This is a genomic window from Yersinia mollaretii ATCC 43969, assembly GCF_013282725.1.
GTDB lineage: Bacteria > Pseudomonadota > Gammaproteobacteria > Enterobacterales > Enterobacteriaceae > Yersinia > Yersinia mollaretii.
Window position 1 is genome coordinate 822,816 of the sequence record NZ_CP054043.1, and the last position, 16,331, is coordinate 839,146.

A 16,331-nucleotide genomic window follows, 5' to 3' on the forward strand; every position below is an offset into this window, starting at 1 on the left:
CCCCTTCCCCATCTCTCGACGATCACATCAACGCTAACGCAGCGTCACTCTTGGACTCTTATCGGGTAATGCGCTTCGGCTATAAATTGAAGGCGGAATTTCATGGTCATTTTTCATCCCGACAGGACTAAGAATAATCAATTAATTATGAAAATCAAAAACGATTTCCATTTTTATTTAAAATAATTTTTTAATCTTTATTTATCATATTGTTAACATAACAGCGTGATGTGAATGGATAGGAATCAGATTCCATTACATCAATTTAGGCGAGATAACGTATTGTTTATCAAAGAGATCAGACCAGTTATCCGTGAGATGAATGGCATTTATTAGGGGAAAAACAGATAGGCGGCTTCGATTCAGCCGCCATTATTCACATTTGAGAGGGGAGAAAACTAGTCGAGGGTAGGATTCATGCGACGTAAATCAAACGGGGTGATTTGGTAAACGTAGTAGTTGAGCCAATTAGCAAACAGCAGATGTCCGTGACTCCGCCATGAGGCTTTGGGTGGCAAAGTCGCATCGTCGTGAGGGAAATAATTCAGTGGCACTTGCGGGTTAAGACCTGCGGCCACGTCACGCTGATACTCTCCTGCCAGTGTATCGACATCATACTCAGGATGGCCTGTCACGAAAGCCACCCGCTTATCTTTGCTGGCAAACAGGTAAGCCCCCGCCTCTTCAGATGAGACGAGTATATCCAAATCGGTATATTGCTGAAGCACCTCAAGCGGGAAATCAGCATAGCGAGAATGGGGAGCCAAGAAGGTCTCATCAAAGCCGCGCGTCAGTAGCGCCAGAGGTTCCCGTGTTTGGTGCTGATAAATACCGGAGAGTTTAACCTCGCGGGTCATCTTGGGAATACCGTACAAAATATTGAGCGCAGCCTGTACCGCCCAGCAGACAAATAGGGTTGAGGTGACATGATCCTTTGCCCAGGCAATAATACGTTCGATCTGGGGCCAGTATGCGACATCGCAAAAATCGACCAAGCCCAACGGCGCACCAGTGACGATCAGTCCATCAAAGTTTTGATCCTGAATATCCTCAAAGTCACAATAGAAGTTGTTCAGGTGTTCTGCCGGCGTATTTTTTGACTCGCGGCTATCAACCCGCAGCAATTGAATATCGATCTGTAAAGGCGAGTTAGAGAGTAAACGCAGGAATTGATTTTCCGTCTCAATTTTTTTAGGCATCAGATTCAAAACCAACACCTTCAGGGGACGAATTTCCTGAGTTTTCGCACGCGATGAGGTCATGACAAAGACATTCTCATTGCGTAAGAAACTCACCGCAGGTAATTCATCAGGAACCCGAATTGGCATGCCTATATCCTCAATATATCCGTTTATACGTTTAGACTTCCAGATGCCCGAAGATAGCGAATTTTAGATGAGAAGTCGAGCGTTCTGCTACAACCTGAAAATGTTTCACTGCTGAAGTGATAATATCTGCTGTTTATAAAACAGTTAGCTTCATTTTATCAGTGGCTAAAATGCAAAAAAAACGATGAATTTACAGCGAGTTGATACTTTTGGCAGAGTTACAGTGGAGGGAGGATACTGACAGAATAGATCAAGTTATCAGTGTTTGTCAGCAATCTGAGTTATGTTGCTGCCTTTATACCTTCTGTTGATATCTATTTTCTAGATAGCAGAAAAGCAAAAACCCCACGCTTTTGGCATGGGGTCTTTACTTGATTTGATACCTGGCAGTGTCCTACTCTCGCATGGGGAGACCCCACACTACCATCGGCGCTACGGCGTTTCACTTCTGAGTTCGGCATGGGGTCAGGTGGGACCACCGCGCTATTGCCGCCAGGTAAATTCTTTTCTACAACTACCGAACTTTAACCCATGTAACTGGTGCTGATACCCAGAGTCGAACTGGGGACCTCACCCTTACCAAGGGTGCGCTCTACCAACTGAGCCATATCAGCACGCTAAATTTGATGCCTGGCAGTGTCCTACTCTCGCATGGGGAGACCCCACACTACCATCGGCGCTACGGCGTTTCACTTCTGAGTTCGGCATGGGATCAGGTGGGACCACCGCGCTATGGCCGCCAGGCAAATTCTGTTTCAATCAACTCGCTCACGATAAACTCTCGTCAGCCAGCCAATCCAATCTCGGAACATTCGCTGAAAATCTACTCTCAAATCACCAAAACACCTTTGGTGTTGTAAGGTTAAGCCTCACGGATCATTAGTACTGGTTAGCTCAATGCATCGCTGCACTTACACACCCAGCCTATCAACGTCATAGTCTTTAACGTTCCTTCAGGGGGCTTAAAGCCCCAGGGAAGACTCATCTCGAGGCAAGTTTCCCGCTTAGATGCTTTCAGCGGTTATCTCTTCCGAATTTAGCTACCGGGCAATGCCATTGGCATGACAACCCGAACACCAGTGATTCGTCCACTCCGGTCCTCTCGTACTAGGAGCAGCCCCTCTCAATCTTCCAACGCCCACGGCAGATAGGGACCGAACTGTCTCACGACGTTCTAAACCCAGCTCGCGTACCACTTTAAATGGCGAACAGCCATACCCTTGGGACCTACTTCAGCCCCAGGATGTGATGAGCCGACATCGAGGTGCCAAACACCGCCGTCGATATGAACTCTTGGGCGGTATCAGCCTGTTATCCCCGGAGTACCTTTTATCCGTTGAGCGATGGCCCTTCCATTCAGAACCACCGGATCACTAAGACCTACTTTCGTACCTGCTCGAGCCGTCACTCTCGCAGTCAAGCTAGCTTATGCCTTTGCACTAACCTCACGATGTCCGACCGTGATTAGCTAACCTTCGTGCTCCTCCGTTACTCTTTGGGAGGAGACCGCCCCAGTCAAACTACCCACCAGACACTGTCCTCACCCCGGATTACGGGGCCGAGTTAGAACATCAAACATTAAAGGGTGGTATTTCAAGGTTGGCTCCATGCAGACTGGCGTCCACACTTCAATGCCTCCCACCTATCCTACACATCAAGGCTCAATGTTCAGTGTCAAGCTATAGTAAAGGTTCACGGGGTCTTTCCGTCTTGCCGCGGGTACACTGCATCTTCACAGCGAGTTCAATTTCACTGAGTCTCGGGTGGAGACAGCCTGGCCATCATTACGCCATTCGTGCAGGTCGGAACTTACCCGACAAGGAATTTCGCTACCTTAGGACCGTTATAGTTACGGCCGCCGTTTACTGGGGCTTCGATCAAGAGCTTCGCCTTGCGGCTGACCCCATCAATTAACCTTCCAGCACCGGGCAGGCGTCACACCGTATACGTCCACTTTCGTGTTTGCACAGTGCTGTGTTTTTATTAAACAGTTGCAGCCAGCTGGTATCTGCGACTGGCTTCGGCGCCGAGAGCAAGTCTCTTTACCTAATGCCAGCGTGCCTTCTCCCGAAGTTACGGCACCATTTTGCCTAGTTCCTTCACCCGAGTTCTCTCAAGCGCCTGAGTATTCTCTACCTGACCACCTGTGTCGGTTTGGGGTACGATTCAATGTTACCTGATGCTTAGAGGCTTTTCCTGGAAGCTTGGCATCAACTACTTCTGCACCGTAGTGCATCGTCATCACACCTCAGCGTTGATAAGCAACCGGATTTACCAAGTCACTCCGCCTACATGCTTAAACCGGGACAACCGTCGCCCGGCTAGCCTAGCCTTCTCCGTCCCCCCTTCGCAGTAACACCAAGTACAGGAATATTAACCTGTTTCCCATCGACTACGCTTTTCAGCCTCGCCTTAGGGGTCGACTCACCCTGCCCCGATTAACGTTGGACAGGAACCCTTGGTCTTCCGGCGTGCGGGTTTTTCACCCGCATTATCGTTACTTATGTCAGCATTCGCACTTCTGATACCTCCAGCAGCCCTCACAGGCCACCTTCAACGGCTTACAGAACGCTCCCCTACCCAACAACGCCTAAGCGTCGCTGCCGCAGCTTCGGTGCATGGTTTAGCCCCGTTACATCTTCCGCGCAGGCCGACTCGACCAGTGAGCTATTACGCTTTCTTTAAATGATGGCTGCTTCTAAGCCAACATCCTGGCTGTCTATGCCTTCCCACATCGTTTCCCACTTAACCATGACTTTGGGACCTTAGCTGGCGGTCTGGGTTGTTTCCCTCTTCACGACGGACGTTAGCACCCGCCGTGTGTCTCCCGTGATAACATTCTTCGGTATTCGGAGTTTGCATCGGTTTGGTAAGTCGGGATGACCCCCTAGCCGAAACAGTGCTCTACCCCCGAAGATGAGTTCACGAGGCGCTACCTAAATAGCTTTCGGGGAGAACCAGCTATCTCCCGGTTTGATTGGCCTTTCACCCCCAGCCACAAGTCATCCGCTAATTTTTCAACATTAGTCGGTTCGGTCCTCCAGTTAGTGTTACCCAACCTTCAACCTGCCCATGGCTAGATCACCGGGTTTCGGGTCTATACCTTGCAACTAGACGCCCAGTTAAGACTCGGTTTCCCTACGGCTCCCCTATTCGGTTAACCTTGCTACAAAATATAAGTCGCTGACCCATTATACAAAAGGTACGCAGTCACACCACGAAGGTGCTCCCACTGCTTGTACGTACACGGTTTCAGGTTCTATTTCACTCCCCTCGCCGGGGTTCTTTTCGCCTTTCCCTCACGGTACTGGTTCACTATCGGTCAGTCAGGAGTATTTAGCCTTGGAGGATGGTCCCCCCATATTCAGACAGGATGTCACGTGTCCCGCCCTACTCATCGAGTTCACAGAAGGTGTGTTTTTGTGTACGGGACTATCACCCTGTACCGTGCGACTTTCCAGACGCTTCCACTAACACACAAACTGATTCAGACTCTGGGCTCTTCCCCGTTCGCTCGCCGCTACTGGGGGAATCTCGGTTGATTTCTTTTCCTCGGGGTACTTAGATGTTTCAGTTCCCCCGGTTCGCCTTGCATGGCTATGTATTCACCATGCAATAGTGCAACGAATTGCACTGGGTTTCCCCATTCGGGTATCGTCGGTTGTAACGGTTCATATCACCTTACCGACGCTTATCGCAGATTAGCACGCCCTTCATCGCCTCTGACTGCCTAGGCATCCACCGTGTACGCTTAGTCGCTTAACCTCACAACCCGAAGGTGTCTTTATGAATAAACACATTCGCATTGCGATTATTTGAGAGACTCTAATACCGATTACTCCTTATCTCAGTACTGCTACGGAGAGATAAGTTTCAGCTGTATTGTTTCAATTTTCAGCTTGTTCCAGATTGTTAAAGAGCAATATTTCACAACCCACTGTGTCTTGCGACCGCAGTACGTTTTGAAATAGTTTTTTATATGGTGGAGCTAAGCGGGATCGAACCGCTGACCTCCTGCGTGCAAGGCAGGCGCTCTCCCAGCTGAGCTATAGCCCCATATAAAAAGCAAATCACCTTATTGCTGCAACTCAACAGGGAATGGTGAGTTGGTGGGTCTGAGTGGACTTGAACCACCGACCTCACCCTTATCAGGGGTGCGCTCTAACCACCTGAGCTACAGACCCAACAAGGTACTAAAGCCCGACTAATTTCTCAGTCCGGCCTTATTTGCTCGTTACTTTCTATCAGACAATCTGTGTGGACACTACGCAATGCGTATCGTTAGGTAAGGAGGTGATCCAACCGCAGGTTCCCCTACGGTTACCTTGTTACGACTTCACCCCAGTCATGAATCACAAAGTGGTAAGCGCCCTCCCGAAGGTTAAGCTACCTACTTCTTTTGCAACCCACTCCCATGGTGTGACGGGCGGTGTGTACAAGGCCCGGGAACGTATTCACCGTAGCATTCTGATCTACGATTACTAGCGATTCCGACTTCATGGAGTCGAGTTGCAGACTCCAATCCGGACTACGACAGACTTTATGTGGTCCGCTGGCTCTCGCGAGTTCGCTTCACTTTGTATCTGCCATTGTAGCACGTGTGTAGCCCTACTCGTAAGGGCCATGATGACTTGACGTCATCCCCACCTTCCTCCGGTTTGTCACCGGCAGTCTCCCTTGAGTTCCCACCATTACGTGCTGGCAACAAAGGATAAGGGTTGCGCTCGTTGCGGGACTTAACCCAACATTTCACAACACGAGCTGACGACAGCCATGCAGCACCTGTCTCACAGTTCCCGAAGGCACCGAAGCATCTCTGCTAAGTTCTGTGGATGTCAAGAGTAGGTAAGGTTCTTCGCGTTGCATCGAATTAAACCACATGCTCCACCGCTTGTGCGGGCCCCCGTCAATTCATTTGAGTTTTAACCTTGCGGCCGTACTCCCCAGGCGGTCGACTTAACGCGTTAGCTCCGGAAGCCACGCCTCAAGGGCACAACCTCCAAGTCGACATCGTTTACAGCGTGGACTACCAGGGTATCTAATCCTGTTTGCTCCCCACGCTTTCGCACCTGAGCGTCAGTCTTTGTCCAGGGGGCCGCCTTCGCCACCGGTATTCCTCCAGATCTCTACGCATTTCACCGCTACACCTGGAATTCTACCCCCCTCTACAAGACTCTAGCTTGCCAGTTTCAAATGCAGTTCCCACGTTAAGCGCGGGGATTTCACATCTGACTTAACAAACCGCCTGCGTGCGCTTTACGCCCAGTAATTCCGATTAACGCTTGCACCCTCCGTATTACCGCGGCTGCTGGCACGGAGTTAGCCGGTGCTTCTTCTGCGAGTAACGTCAATCAATCGTGCTATTAACACGACTGCCTTCCTCCTCGCTGAAAGTGCTTTACAACCCGAAGGCCTTCTTCACACACGCGGCATGGCTGCATCAGGCTTGCGCCCATTGTGCAATATTCCCCACTGCTGCCTCCCGTAGGAGTCTGGACCGTGTCTCAGTTCCAGTGTGGCTGGTCATCCTCTCAGACCAGCTAGGGATCGTCGCCTAGGTGAGCCATTACCTCACCTACTAGCTAATCCCATCTGGGCACATCCGATGGCGTGAGGCCCGAAGGTCCCCCACTTTGCTCTTGCGAGGTCATGCGGTATTAGCTACCGTTTCCAGTAGTTATCCCCCTCCATCAGGCAGTTTCCCAGACATTACTCACCCGTCCGCCGCTCGCCGGCAAAGTAGCAAGCTACTTTCCGCTGCCGCTCGACTTGCATGTGTTAGGCCTGCCGCCAGCGTTCAATCTGAGCCATGATCAAACTCTTCAATTTAAGATTTGTTTGATTTGCTACTAATGAAAGTAGCGATGCTCAAAGATTACTTTCTGCAAATATGCATTCGAACCGAAGTTCAAATGTGTACTGCTTTGGTCACTCTTCAAGACTTTGATATTGCTTCTGCCTGCCGAAACAGGCTTCGATATCGTCTTGCGAGTGCCCACACAGATTGTCTGATAAATTGTTAAAGAGCAGTGAGTTAGCAACCTTCCGGTCAGTAACTCGAGGTGCGCATATTACGCTTTCCTCACTCAGAGTCAACTACTTATTTCGTTGAATTTCTCTGTTCTCTTTGCCGGTCACTTAACTACTTGATTCGTTGTGTGCCGTCTCGATGGATGCGCATTATAGGGAGTTCCGCGCAGGCCGCAACTGCTAATTTCAATAAAAAGGATCGTTTGCTGCATTCCACAGCAAAACCCCGCTTTATACCCTGTTGTGCACAAACTTATCCACAGATGTAATCTGAACTGAAAATTGACGAGCATCACGCAATCGTTTTCGCTACAATTCCCCGCGTCGAAAATGCATGGCGGTATTGAGCAAATACAGCCTCCGCAGATCGATTTTTATCAAAATAGGGGTAGTCAGGCCAAAACTAAGTGCGTTTTTCCGTTTATCCTAACCATCAGCGCACTGACGGCAGGCTAGCAGTCCCCTTTTCGGGACGTTATCTGAATCTGTTCCTCTACACTCTCTTCCTCATATATATAGAGAGAGAAGTTAGGTAGAGATTCACGTAACGCTCTATTTATAGCGAATGAAAAACTGCGATTCCAAAGCCAAGGGATAAAACCATGCAACAACGCCGTCCAATCCGCCGTGCTCTGCTTAGTGTGTCTGATAAAGCAGGTATCATTGAATTCGCCGAAGCGCTTTCTCAGCGTGGCATCGAGTTACTCTCCACTGGTGGCACTGCCCGCCTGTTGGCCGATGCCGGTCTGCCGGTCACCGAAGTTTCTGATTACACCGGTTTCCCGGAAATGATGGATGGCCGCGTAAAGACTCTGCATCCAAAAATTCATGGCGGTATTTTGGGTCGCCGTGGTCAAGACGATGCCATCATGACTGAACATAATATTCAGCCGATCGATATGGTGGTCGTTAATCTCTATCCGTTTGCCGAAACCGTGGCGCGTCCAGATTGTTCGCTGGAAGATGCCGTTGAGAATATTGATATCGGTGGCCCGACGATGGTGCGCTCTGCGGCGAAGAATCATAAAGACGTCGCTATCGTGGTGAAGAGCAGTGACTATGCCGCCATCATTACCGAGCTGGATAATAATGACGGTTCCCTGACTTACCCAACCCGCTTCAATCTGGCGATTAAGGCATTCGAGCATACCGCCGCCTACGACAGCATGATTGCTAACTACTTCGGCACTATGGTTCCGGCTTACCACGGCGAGACCGAGCAGCCCGCAGGTCACTTCCCGCGTACCCTGAATCTTAACTACATTAAGAAGCAGGATATGCGTTACGGTGAAAACAGCCACCAGCAAGCCGCCTTCTATATAGAAGAAAATCTGAAAGAAGCCTCCGTTGCCACTGCGGAACAACTGCAAGGTAAGGCGCTCTCTTACAACAACATCGCGGATACCGATGCCGCACTGGAGTGCGTGAAGGAGTTCAGCGAACCCGCTTGTGTGATCGTTAAGCACGCCAACCCTTGCGGCGTGGCGATCGGTGACTCCATTCTTGCCGCTTACGAAAGCGCATACAAAACGGACCCTACCTCTGCTTTCGGCGGCATTATTGCTTTTAACCGTGAGTTAGATGCCACAACTGCTCAGGCGATTATCAGCCGCCAGTTTGTGGAAGTGATTATCGCGCCAAGTGTCAGCGCGGATGCCCTAAGTGTACTGGCAGCCAAACAAAATGTGCGCGTGCTAACCTGCGGTCAGTGGCAAGCTCGTGCTGCCGGTCTGGATTTCAAACGCGTCAATGGCGGTTTGCTGGTACAAGATCGCGATTTAGGCATGGTGACAGAAGCGGATCTGCGTGTGGTGTCCCAACGCCAGCCCACTGCGCAAGAGCTGCGTGATGCACTGTTCTGCTGGAAAGTGGCTAAGTTCGTTAAATCCAACGCCATTGTTTATGCCCGCGATAATATGACCATTGGGATAGGTGCAGGCCAGATGAGCCGCGTTTACTCTGCCAAAATTGCGGGGATCAAAGCCGCCGACGAAGGTTTGCAGGTCGCCGGTTCCGCGATGGCATCTGATGCTTTCTTCCCGTTCCGCGACGGTATTGATGCCGCCGCTGCCGTTGGCATCACTTGCGTGATCCAGCCGGGCGGGTCTATCCGTGATGACGAAGTGATTGCTGCCGCTGATGAGCACAATATCGCGATGATCTTTACCGACATGCGTCATTTCCGTCATTAATTAAACCGCTTAACGGAGTCACCCGATGAATATTTTGATTATTGGTAACGGTGGACGCGAGCACGCACTAGGCTGGAAAGCCGCGCAATCGCCTTTAGCGGATAAAATTTATGTCGCGCCGGGCAATGCCGGTACAGCGCTGGAACCTCGATTAGAAAATGTGGCTATTGCCGCCACGGATATTGCAGGTTTACTGGCCTTTGCTCAGAGCCACGATATTGGCCTGACCATTGTTGGCCCAGAAGCACCGTTAGTGATTGGGGTGGTGGATGCATTCCGTGACGCTGGCCTGACGATTTTTGGCCCGACGCAAGCGGCGGCTCAGTTGGAAGGCTCCAAGGCGTTCACCAAAGATTTTCTGGCTCGCCACCATATTCCTACTGCGTTCTACCAGAATTTCACGGAGGTAGAGCCAGCTCTGGCCTATGTTCGCAAAATTGGTGCGCCGATCGTGATTAAGGCTGACGGGCTGGCGGCGGGTAAAGGCGTGATTGTCGCTATGACGTTGGAAGAGGCGGAAACCGCAGTGACCGATATGCTGGCGGGCAATGCCTTTGGTGATGCCGGCCACCGGATCGTGGTGGAAGAGTTCCTCGACGGCGAAGAAGCCAGCTTTATCGTGATGGTGGATGGCGAAAATGTGTTACCCATGGCCACCAGCCAAGATCATAAGCGGGTTGGCGATGGCGATACCGGCCCAAATACTGGCGGGATGGGGGCTTACTCGCCAGCCCCCGTGGTGACGGATGAGATCCACCAGCGCGTGATGGATCAGATTATCTGGCCCACGGTGCGCGGCATGGCAGCAGAAGGGAATGTGTATACCGGTTTCTTATACGCTGGCTTGATGATTTCAGCGGATGGGCAACCGAAAGTTATCGAATTCAACTGTCGCTTTGGTGACCCTGAAACCCAGCCCATCATGTTGCGGATGCGATCGGATCTGGTCGAGCTGTGTTTGGCTGGTGCGCAAGGTAAGCTAAACGAAAAAACCTCTGACTGGGATGAGCGCCCTTCATTGGGTGTGGTGTTGGCGGCGGGCGGTTATCCAGCAGATTATCGCCAAGGCGATGTGATTCATGGATTACCGCAGCAAGAAGTGGTCGACGGGAAAGTATTCCATGCGGGTACGCAGTTGAATGCCAGCAATCAGGTGGTCACCAGCGGCGGGCGCGTATTGTGCGTAACCGCACTGGGGGCGACCGTCGCCGAGGCGCAGCAGCGCGCTTATCAATTAGCGGCGGATATTCACTGGGAAGGTTGTTTCTGTCGTCACGATATTGGCTACCGAGCCATTGCCCGCGATAAGTAAATCAGTACGTACTCTCTTGCTATGGGCACGGTTCGCTGTGCCCTTTTCTTTTATTTTCTTTTATTTTCTTTTATTTTCTTCTATCTTATCGCGAAACTATAAACTGCCTGAGGTCGGTTCCCAGTGGCAGAAATCCTGATTAGCAACCAACAGTAACTGTTGGCCTTCCGGTGAGTCCAGCCACGCGACACCTAAGGGTTGCGCACTCTTCCCGCCCCGCCGACTCAGCCATGTCTGCGAGCTATCATCGAGACTCAGCCGTAATGTTTTTCCCGCACAGGTAGTGACGATGCCCTCCTGCCAACGCCCCTGAATTAATCTGACGTTTCCGGCACGCAGTGCACTGCTCAGGTCCAGAATGCGCTTGGCTTCCAACTGATAAACCGCAATCTCATCGTTTGAGAGCTGTTCACGCCGCTCGGCCAGTTGGCGCTGCATAAAGCTCACCTGCCCCTGCTCGTCGAAACGCAAATCGACGCTTTGTGGCTGATGGCCTAAATCGTTGCGACGAATCTCCCGCAAAATACCATTTTGGTACTCATAGAAAGTGACACGGGTATTGTCCCCGGAGTAGGGGCTATAGACGCTCATCAACACCAGTGGTTGTTGCTGCGCATTATCCTGACGCCATAAGCGCACCACGCCGCTATCGGCGATGTATCCGCTGGCACTGAATTGGGGGGAACCTGACTGACTGCTACAAGCGCTGAGACCAAAGGCTAGGCCGAGGGTCATCAGCACCCGCTGCATAAACAAAAGGGGCTTTGCCACCCCCCTGCTTATTATTTTCACTGACACACTATTAAGATTTAACAGAATCTTTCAGTGCTTTACCAGAAACAAACGCTGGCACATTAGCTGCAGCAATTTTGATTTCTTTACCAGTTTGTGGGTTGCGGCCAGTGCGCTCATTGCGATGGTTTACTTTAAAAGTACCGAAACCAACCAATTGTACTGGATCACCGTCTTTCAGAGATTCGGTAATTGCAGCCAGTGTGGACTCCAAAGCAGCTTTAGCTTGAGCTTTAGAAAGGTCCGCTTTGTCCGCGATTACGTCAATCAGTTGAGTCTTATTCATAAGTTATCCTTACAGTGTGTTTATCGTTTGCAAAGCATCAAGTGCGACGGATATGCCGATGAACAGCACTCTCCTGCATACACGCACCGATAGCCACTTTTTTTCGCCCCCCAAATGTAGAACAGACAGGGGGCAGATGTGAAGCCTTAAGACGTGACAAATCAGGCGTTAAATCACGTTTTCTTGCCTTATTGCGTTAAATTTATGCCAATGTTGCTCACAGCCGCTTCCCGCAGGTCAGATCGTAACCCTTTTATCAAATCTAGGTCACGCTCTTCACAGTCAGCCAAAAGGCGGAAAATCTCCCATTGGATGTCCCACTCTTCTTCCACTGCGGGCAAAACTTTTAGCTCTTCATCGGTCATTTCTTTGCCAGCCAGTGTCATTTCCAACATGGCAACGGTGCGAATTGATGCTTCGCTGATCGCGATAGCATGTTCTAGTGTTTCGCCACTCAAACGCGAATGGATAGCCTCACTCAATGCAATACATGCATCGATAGCGGGATAAACACCGTAGATAGCATAGTCATCAGCTGAAGGAATTGCCTCTTCCAACTTCTCCAACTGACTATCAAAATTAACTTTAGCGTCTTTTACGACCAACGTTTCCCAGATAAGGTCCAGAATGCGCCGGTAAACTGCCGGATCGCCAAATTCAGTTTCCAAACAAAACTGCTGATAGTTGGGATACATCCGTTCGCACAAACAAGCCATGAAAGTCAGGTGTTGCCAGCTCTCCAGCTTTTCGAGACGTAGATGAATCGGATTACGTATCATGATGAGTTCTCATTATTCATTATCTGCGCGGCAGTGTACCCGAAATTAAATCATATCCCTATTGTTGCCAAGCAAATCAGGAGTTTTCCGCACCCAACGTTGAAATTGCGGGCGGTTTGAGGCAATCGCATCGGCCCAACGGGTCGGTTCCGGCAGGCGGTAACCCGCCATACAGCGCTGAACCCACGTCAATGCGCTGGCCACACTCACGCGATGTCCCGGCGAAATAAACAACGGATTACAGCGGGCTTTACTGCGCCATACCCAGCCAAGCTGCTCATCGCCATCGATCAGGGGTTGTACTGCCAGAGATTGCACTGCGCCGTTATTGTTCTCTAGCGGCTGAAAATGCCCACATAGGCGACTCTTGGCGACACCAATCGTCGGCACATCCACTAACAGACCAAAATGGCTAGCAACCCCTAAACGGCGTGGATGCGCGATGCCCTGCCCATCCACAAAAACCAGATCAGGCCGTTGCTGGAGCTGCGCCCAAGCGGCTAATAATGCAGGATATTCACGAAAAGAGAGTAAACCGGGGATATACGGCAGTGAAGTTTCTACCCGCGCAATCTGATATTCCACCAGCTCGAGCGAGGGATAGCGCAAAATCGCGATAGCAGCACGGGTCACCTCCCCCTGCTGCTCGAAGCCGACATCAGCGCCAGCAATAAAGCGCACTTGCTCATCAATACAGCCATCTTCGAGGATAACCTCAGATGCCCGCTGTTGCTGCTCTGCCCGTAGCGCTTTGGTATCCATCCTCTGGCGACCTATTCAGATAATTTATTGGTGATAAGGCTGCGATAACGTATGCACCGCCTTAACAAACGCGCCGGCATGTTCTGGCGGGACATCCTGATGAATGCCGTGGCCCAGATTAAAGACATGCCCTTCGCCTTGCCCAAAACTGGCTAAAATGGTGCTGACTTCTTGTTCAATACGCGCAGGGGGAGCATACAGGATGGAAGGGTCCATATTGCCTTGCAGCGCAACTTTGTCACCCACGCGGCGGCGCGCGTCGGCAAGATCGGTGGTCCAATCCAGCCCCAGCGCATCACAACCGGTAGCGGCCATCGCTTCCAACCACTGCCCGCCGCCTTTGGTGAACAAGGTGACTGGGACGCGGCGACCGTCGTTTTCACGGATCAGGCCGTTGACGATTTTATGCATGTAATTCAATGAGAAATCGAGATAATCGCGGCCAGTCAGCACACCGCCCCACGTATCAAAGACCATGACGGACTGCGCGCCCGCCTTGATTTGCGCATTGAGATACAAAATGACGCTATCGGCCAGTTTATCCAGCAACAGATGCAGCGTTTGTGGTTCGGCGTACATCATTTTTTTCAGTTTGGTGAAAGCCTTGCTACTACCGCCCTCGACCATATAGGTTGCCAGCGTCCATGGGCTGCCGGAGAAGCCAATCAGTGGCACTTGCCCTGCCAGCTCACGGCGAATCGTCCGCACCGCATTCATGACGTAACCCAACTCCTGTTCAGGATCGGGGATCGGCAACTTTTCAACATCGGCACGGCAGGTAATCGGCGACTGGAAACGGGGGCCTTCGCCGGTTTCAAAGTAAAGCCCCAGCCCCATTGCATCCGGGATAGTCAGAATGTCTGAAAATAGAATCGCCGCATCCAACGGGTAACGACGCAATGGCTGCATCGTCACTTCACAGGCTAACTCGGCATTTTTGCACAGTGACATAAAATCCCCGGCAATGGCGCGGGTGGCTTTATATTCTGGCAAATAGCGGCCCGCCTGACGCATCATCCATACTGGCGTGACATCGACCGGTTGACGCAATAAAGCCCGCAGATAGCGATCGTTTTTCAATTCATTCATGGTGAAGCTCCCTTAATTACCTAGCGACCATCTTTTATTGGGCTGCATTGTAGCATGTCAGATTCAGCTTTCCTGCTCATGGCGACACAAGACCACCGTATCTTCAATCAGCCTGCGTGCCACGGTGCCCGGCGGCGGCAGTAAGGGTAATTGGTCGTAGCGATACCAACCGGCATTCAGCAGCTCTTTCGGATCGTGCCGCAGTTCACCGCTGTCATACTCCGCCATATACGCCACCATGAGCGAGTGCGGAAAGGGCCAAGGCTGCGAGGTGACATAGCGCAGATTTTTGATGTGGATATTGCTCTCTTCCAACACTTCGCGGGAGACCGCCTGCTCTAAGGTTTCGCCCACTTCGACAAAACCGGCCAACACGGTATTGATGCCGCCGCGATGCCGCACATGTTGTGCCAATAAAATTTCATCACCACGGCGAATAGCGACAATCACGCAAGGGGCGATTTGCGGATAATAGCGCTCGCGGCAGTGGTTACACAGGCAAGCCCATTCGGTGCGGCTGGCATGCATTTGATGACCACAGTATCCACAGAAACGATGGGAGCGATAAAACTCTGCTAGCTGCACACCGCGCCCGGCCAGTTGGAACAAACCACGATCAACATCCAGTAATTGACGCACAGAGCCCATGTCGGTCGGCATTAGCTGACGAATCAACCAAACCGCCTGCCCCTGCCACTCCCCTATCTGTCTGGCGGTTGCGCCCTGTAGCGACCAATTGGCGGCATTGCCTTGCGGCAGCTCCCCTTTCGGTAGCCATAACTTGTTTTCATGGCTGACGATCCACCAGCCACTCTCTTTACCTGTAAGCTGTAGTTCCATATCGTTGTTGCACAACCTCGACTTCACTGGCAATCTAGAAACTGGCTTGTTACTTTTTTGTAACTCATTATTACTTCACGGAGTCGTTCATGCTCAATCGACTGGAAAGCTTGACTCAACGCGTTGGCGGCAGTAATGAATTAATTGATCAATGGCTTCATGCACGTAAAGAACTTTTAGTTTCGTATTGCACCGTGATCGGTATTAAGCCGCGAAAAGAAAAGCATACCCCGCTTAATGAAAAAGCGCTGGAGAACTTTTGTCATAATCTGGTGGATTATCTCTCTTCTGGTCATTTTCACATCTACGACCGAATTATCAAGCAGGTAGAAGGCGAGTCCAGCCCAAGAATGGCGCTGACCACCAAAGTTTACCCCGCGTTGAAAAATAACACCCAAACTATCATGTCATTCCATGATCGCTATACCAACATCGAAATCGATGATGATAGCTGCGCCGAGTTCCAGCAGGCGCTCTCCGATATTGGCGAAGCTCTCGACGCCCGTTTCCAGTTAGAAGACCAGTTAATTAAGTGGGCAGCAGAGTCTTGGCAAGCCGCTCAGCCAGAAAATAAAAAGAGTCAGGCCAATTAACCGAATACCGTAATAGTCAGCGCCATTGTCGCAGGCCATTTGGATTTGGAGCACCGCCCAAATTCAAAGTGGCAGGTAAAACAGCTTACGGCCCGCTATTGCAGTTTTAATACAACCTCATATACTGAGGATTCTTGTCGGAGTGCCTAGCGTCGGCTTTTAACAGCAAACGCAGGCTGAGACCGTTAATTCGGGATCCGCGGAACCTGATCGGGTTAGTACCCGCGAAGGGAACAAGAGTAATTTATCGCTACAGGCCCGGTCTCCCCTTCACAGGTGGCTTCCGGTCACTGGCCAACATCGTTACTCCCGCCAAGCTCCAGACAAG

General features: G+C 51.0%; 10 protein-coding genes, 3 tRNA genes, 4 rRNA genes and 1 riboswitch. Of the genes, 3 read left to right on the top strand and 14 right to left on the bottom strand.

Translation table 11 applies throughout. The features are described from left to right. Positions 1-398: 398 nt before the first annotated feature. The 8 genes from metA to HRD69_RS03610 form a co-directional block, all read right to left on the bottom strand. Complete coding sequence (gene metA, locus HRD69_RS03575; RefSeq protein WP_004877686.1) at positions 399-1,328, bottom strand: homoserine O-acetyltransferase MetA; 930 nt, start codon at positions 1,326-1,328, stop codon at positions 399-401. A 381-nt stretch (positions 1,329-1,709) separates the two neighbouring features. Beyond that, positions 1,710-1,825: ribosomal RNA gene (rrf, locus tag HRD69_RS03580) — 5S ribosomal RNA — on the bottom strand. Positions 1,826-1,866: 41 nt separating this feature from the next. Next, positions 1,867-1,942 (bottom strand) — tRNA-Thr (locus HRD69_RS03585). Between the two features lie 14 nt (positions 1,943-1,956). Further along, a 5S ribosomal RNA gene (gene rrf / locus HRD69_RS03590) occupies positions 1,957-2,072 on the bottom strand. A gap of 114 nt (positions 2,073-2,186) precedes the next feature. Next, a 23S ribosomal RNA gene (locus HRD69_RS03595) occupies positions 2,187-5,093 on the bottom strand. Between the two features lie 215 nt (positions 5,094-5,308). Next, a tRNA-Ala gene (locus tag HRD69_RS03600) sits at positions 5,309-5,384 on the bottom strand. A 51-nt stretch (positions 5,385-5,435) separates the two neighbouring features. Continuing rightward, positions 5,436-5,512, bottom strand: a tRNA-Ile gene (locus HRD69_RS03605). Positions 5,513-5,614: 102 nt separating this feature from the next. Further along, positions 5,615-7,157: ribosomal RNA gene (locus tag HRD69_RS03610) — 16S ribosomal RNA — on the bottom strand. Together the 16S, 23S and 5S rRNA genes with 3 tRNA genes alongside form the textbook arrangement of a ribosomal RNA operon. An 803-nt stretch (positions 7,158-7,960) precedes the next feature. On the opposite strand from HRD69_RS03610, the gene purH reads away from it, so the two are divergent. Both purH and purD read left to right on the top strand, forming a co-directional pair. Next, entirely contained in the window at positions 7,961-9,550 is a 1,590-nt protein-coding gene (gene purH, locus HRD69_RS03615; protein ID WP_004876785.1) for a bifunctional phosphoribosylaminoimidazolecarboxamide formyltransferase/IMP cyclohydrolase, read from the top strand. Positions 9,551-9,575: 25 nt separating this feature from the next. Then, positions 9,576-10,862, top strand: a complete 1,287-nt coding sequence (gene purD, locus HRD69_RS03620) for a phosphoribosylamine--glycine ligase (RefSeq protein ID WP_004876784.1) — start codon at positions 9,576-9,578, stop codon at positions 10,860-10,862. Positions 10,863-10,958: 96 nt separating this feature from the next. On the opposite strand, the gene HRD69_RS03625 is transcribed toward purD, so the two are convergent. The 6 genes from HRD69_RS03625 to nudC form a co-directional block, all read right to left on the bottom strand. After that, on the bottom strand, positions 10,959-11,612 hold the full coding sequence (locus tag HRD69_RS03625) for a DUF1481 domain-containing protein (RefSeq protein ID WP_004876783.1): 654 nt from the start codon (positions 11,610-11,612) through the stop codon (positions 10,959-10,961). Positions 11,613-11,664: 52 nt separating this feature from the next. Continuing rightward, a complete protein-coding gene (gene hupA, locus HRD69_RS03630; protein WP_004876782.1) occupies positions 11,665-11,940 on the bottom strand; it encodes a nucleoid-associated protein HU-alpha in 276 nt (91 codons plus the stop codon). Between the two features lie 188 nt (positions 11,941-12,128). Beyond that, entirely contained in the window at positions 12,129-12,719 is a 591-nt protein-coding gene (locus HRD69_RS03635; protein ID WP_032815233.1) for a YjaG family protein, read from the bottom strand. A gap of 45 nt (positions 12,720-12,764) precedes the next feature. Further along, positions 12,765-13,481, bottom strand: a complete 717-nt coding sequence (gene nfi / locus HRD69_RS03640) for a deoxyribonuclease V (RefSeq protein WP_004876780.1) — start codon at positions 13,479-13,481, stop codon at positions 12,765-12,767. A 24-nt stretch (positions 13,482-13,505) separates the two neighbouring features. Continuing rightward, the gene (hemE, locus tag HRD69_RS03645) at positions 13,506-14,570 is read right to left on the bottom strand and encodes a uroporphyrinogen decarboxylase (RefSeq protein ID WP_004876779.1); all 1,065 of its coding nucleotides are present in this window, start codon (positions 14,568-14,570) and stop codon (positions 13,506-13,508) included. A gap of 63 nt (positions 14,571-14,633) precedes the next feature. Further along, entirely contained in the window at positions 14,634-15,410 is a 777-nt protein-coding gene (gene nudC / locus HRD69_RS03650; RefSeq protein WP_004876778.1) for an NAD(+) diphosphatase, read from the bottom strand. Positions 15,411-15,499: 89 nt separating this feature from the next. On the opposite strand from nudC, the gene HRD69_RS03655 reads away from it, so the two are divergent. After that, positions 15,500-16,003 (top strand): Rsd/AlgQ family anti-sigma factor, encoded by a 504-nt coding sequence (locus tag HRD69_RS03655; protein WP_004876777.1) that lies wholly within the window; start codon positions 15,500-15,502, stop codon positions 16,001-16,003. Positions 16,004-16,131: 128 nt separating this feature from the next. Continuing rightward, positions 16,132-16,253, top strand: a riboswitch (TPP riboswitch). Positions 16,254-16,331 lie beyond the last annotated feature (78 nt).

Bases quoted from the DNA above. Each gene is read 5' to 3' on its own strand.
- metA (WP_004877686.1), bottom strand. From the start codon at position 1,328: ATGCCAATTCGGGTTCCTGATGAATTACCTGCGGTGAGTTTCTTACGC.
- purH (WP_004876785.1), top strand. From the start codon at position 7,961: ATGCAACAACGCCGTCCAATCCGCCGTGCTCTGCTTAGTGTGTCTGAT.
- purD (WP_004876784.1), top strand. From the start codon at position 9,576: ATGAATATTTTGATTATTGGTAACGGTGGACGCGAGCACGCACTAGGC.
- HRD69_RS03625 (WP_004876783.1), bottom strand. From the start codon at position 11,612: ATGCAGCGGGTGCTGATGACCCTCGGCCTAGCCTTTGGTCTCAGCGCT.
- hupA (WP_004876782.1), bottom strand. From the start codon at position 11,940: ATGAATAAGACTCAACTGATTGACGTAATCGCGGACAAAGCGGACCTT.
- HRD69_RS03635 (WP_032815233.1), bottom strand. From the start codon at position 12,719: ATGATACGTAATCCGATTCATCTACGTCTCGAAAAGCTGGAGAGCTGG.
- nfi (WP_004876780.1), bottom strand. From the start codon at position 13,481: ATGGATACCAAAGCGCTACGGGCAGAGCAGCAACAGCGGGCATCTGAG.
- hemE (WP_004876779.1), bottom strand. From the start codon at position 14,570: ATGAATGAATTGAAAAACGATCGCTATCTGCGGGCTTTATTGCGTCAA.
- nudC (WP_004876778.1), bottom strand. From the start codon at position 15,410: ATGGAACTACAGCTTACAGGTAAAGAGAGTGGCTGGTGGATCGTCAGC.
- HRD69_RS03655 (WP_004876777.1), top strand. From the start codon at position 15,500: ATGCTCAATCGACTGGAAAGCTTGACTCAACGCGTTGGCGGCAGTAAT.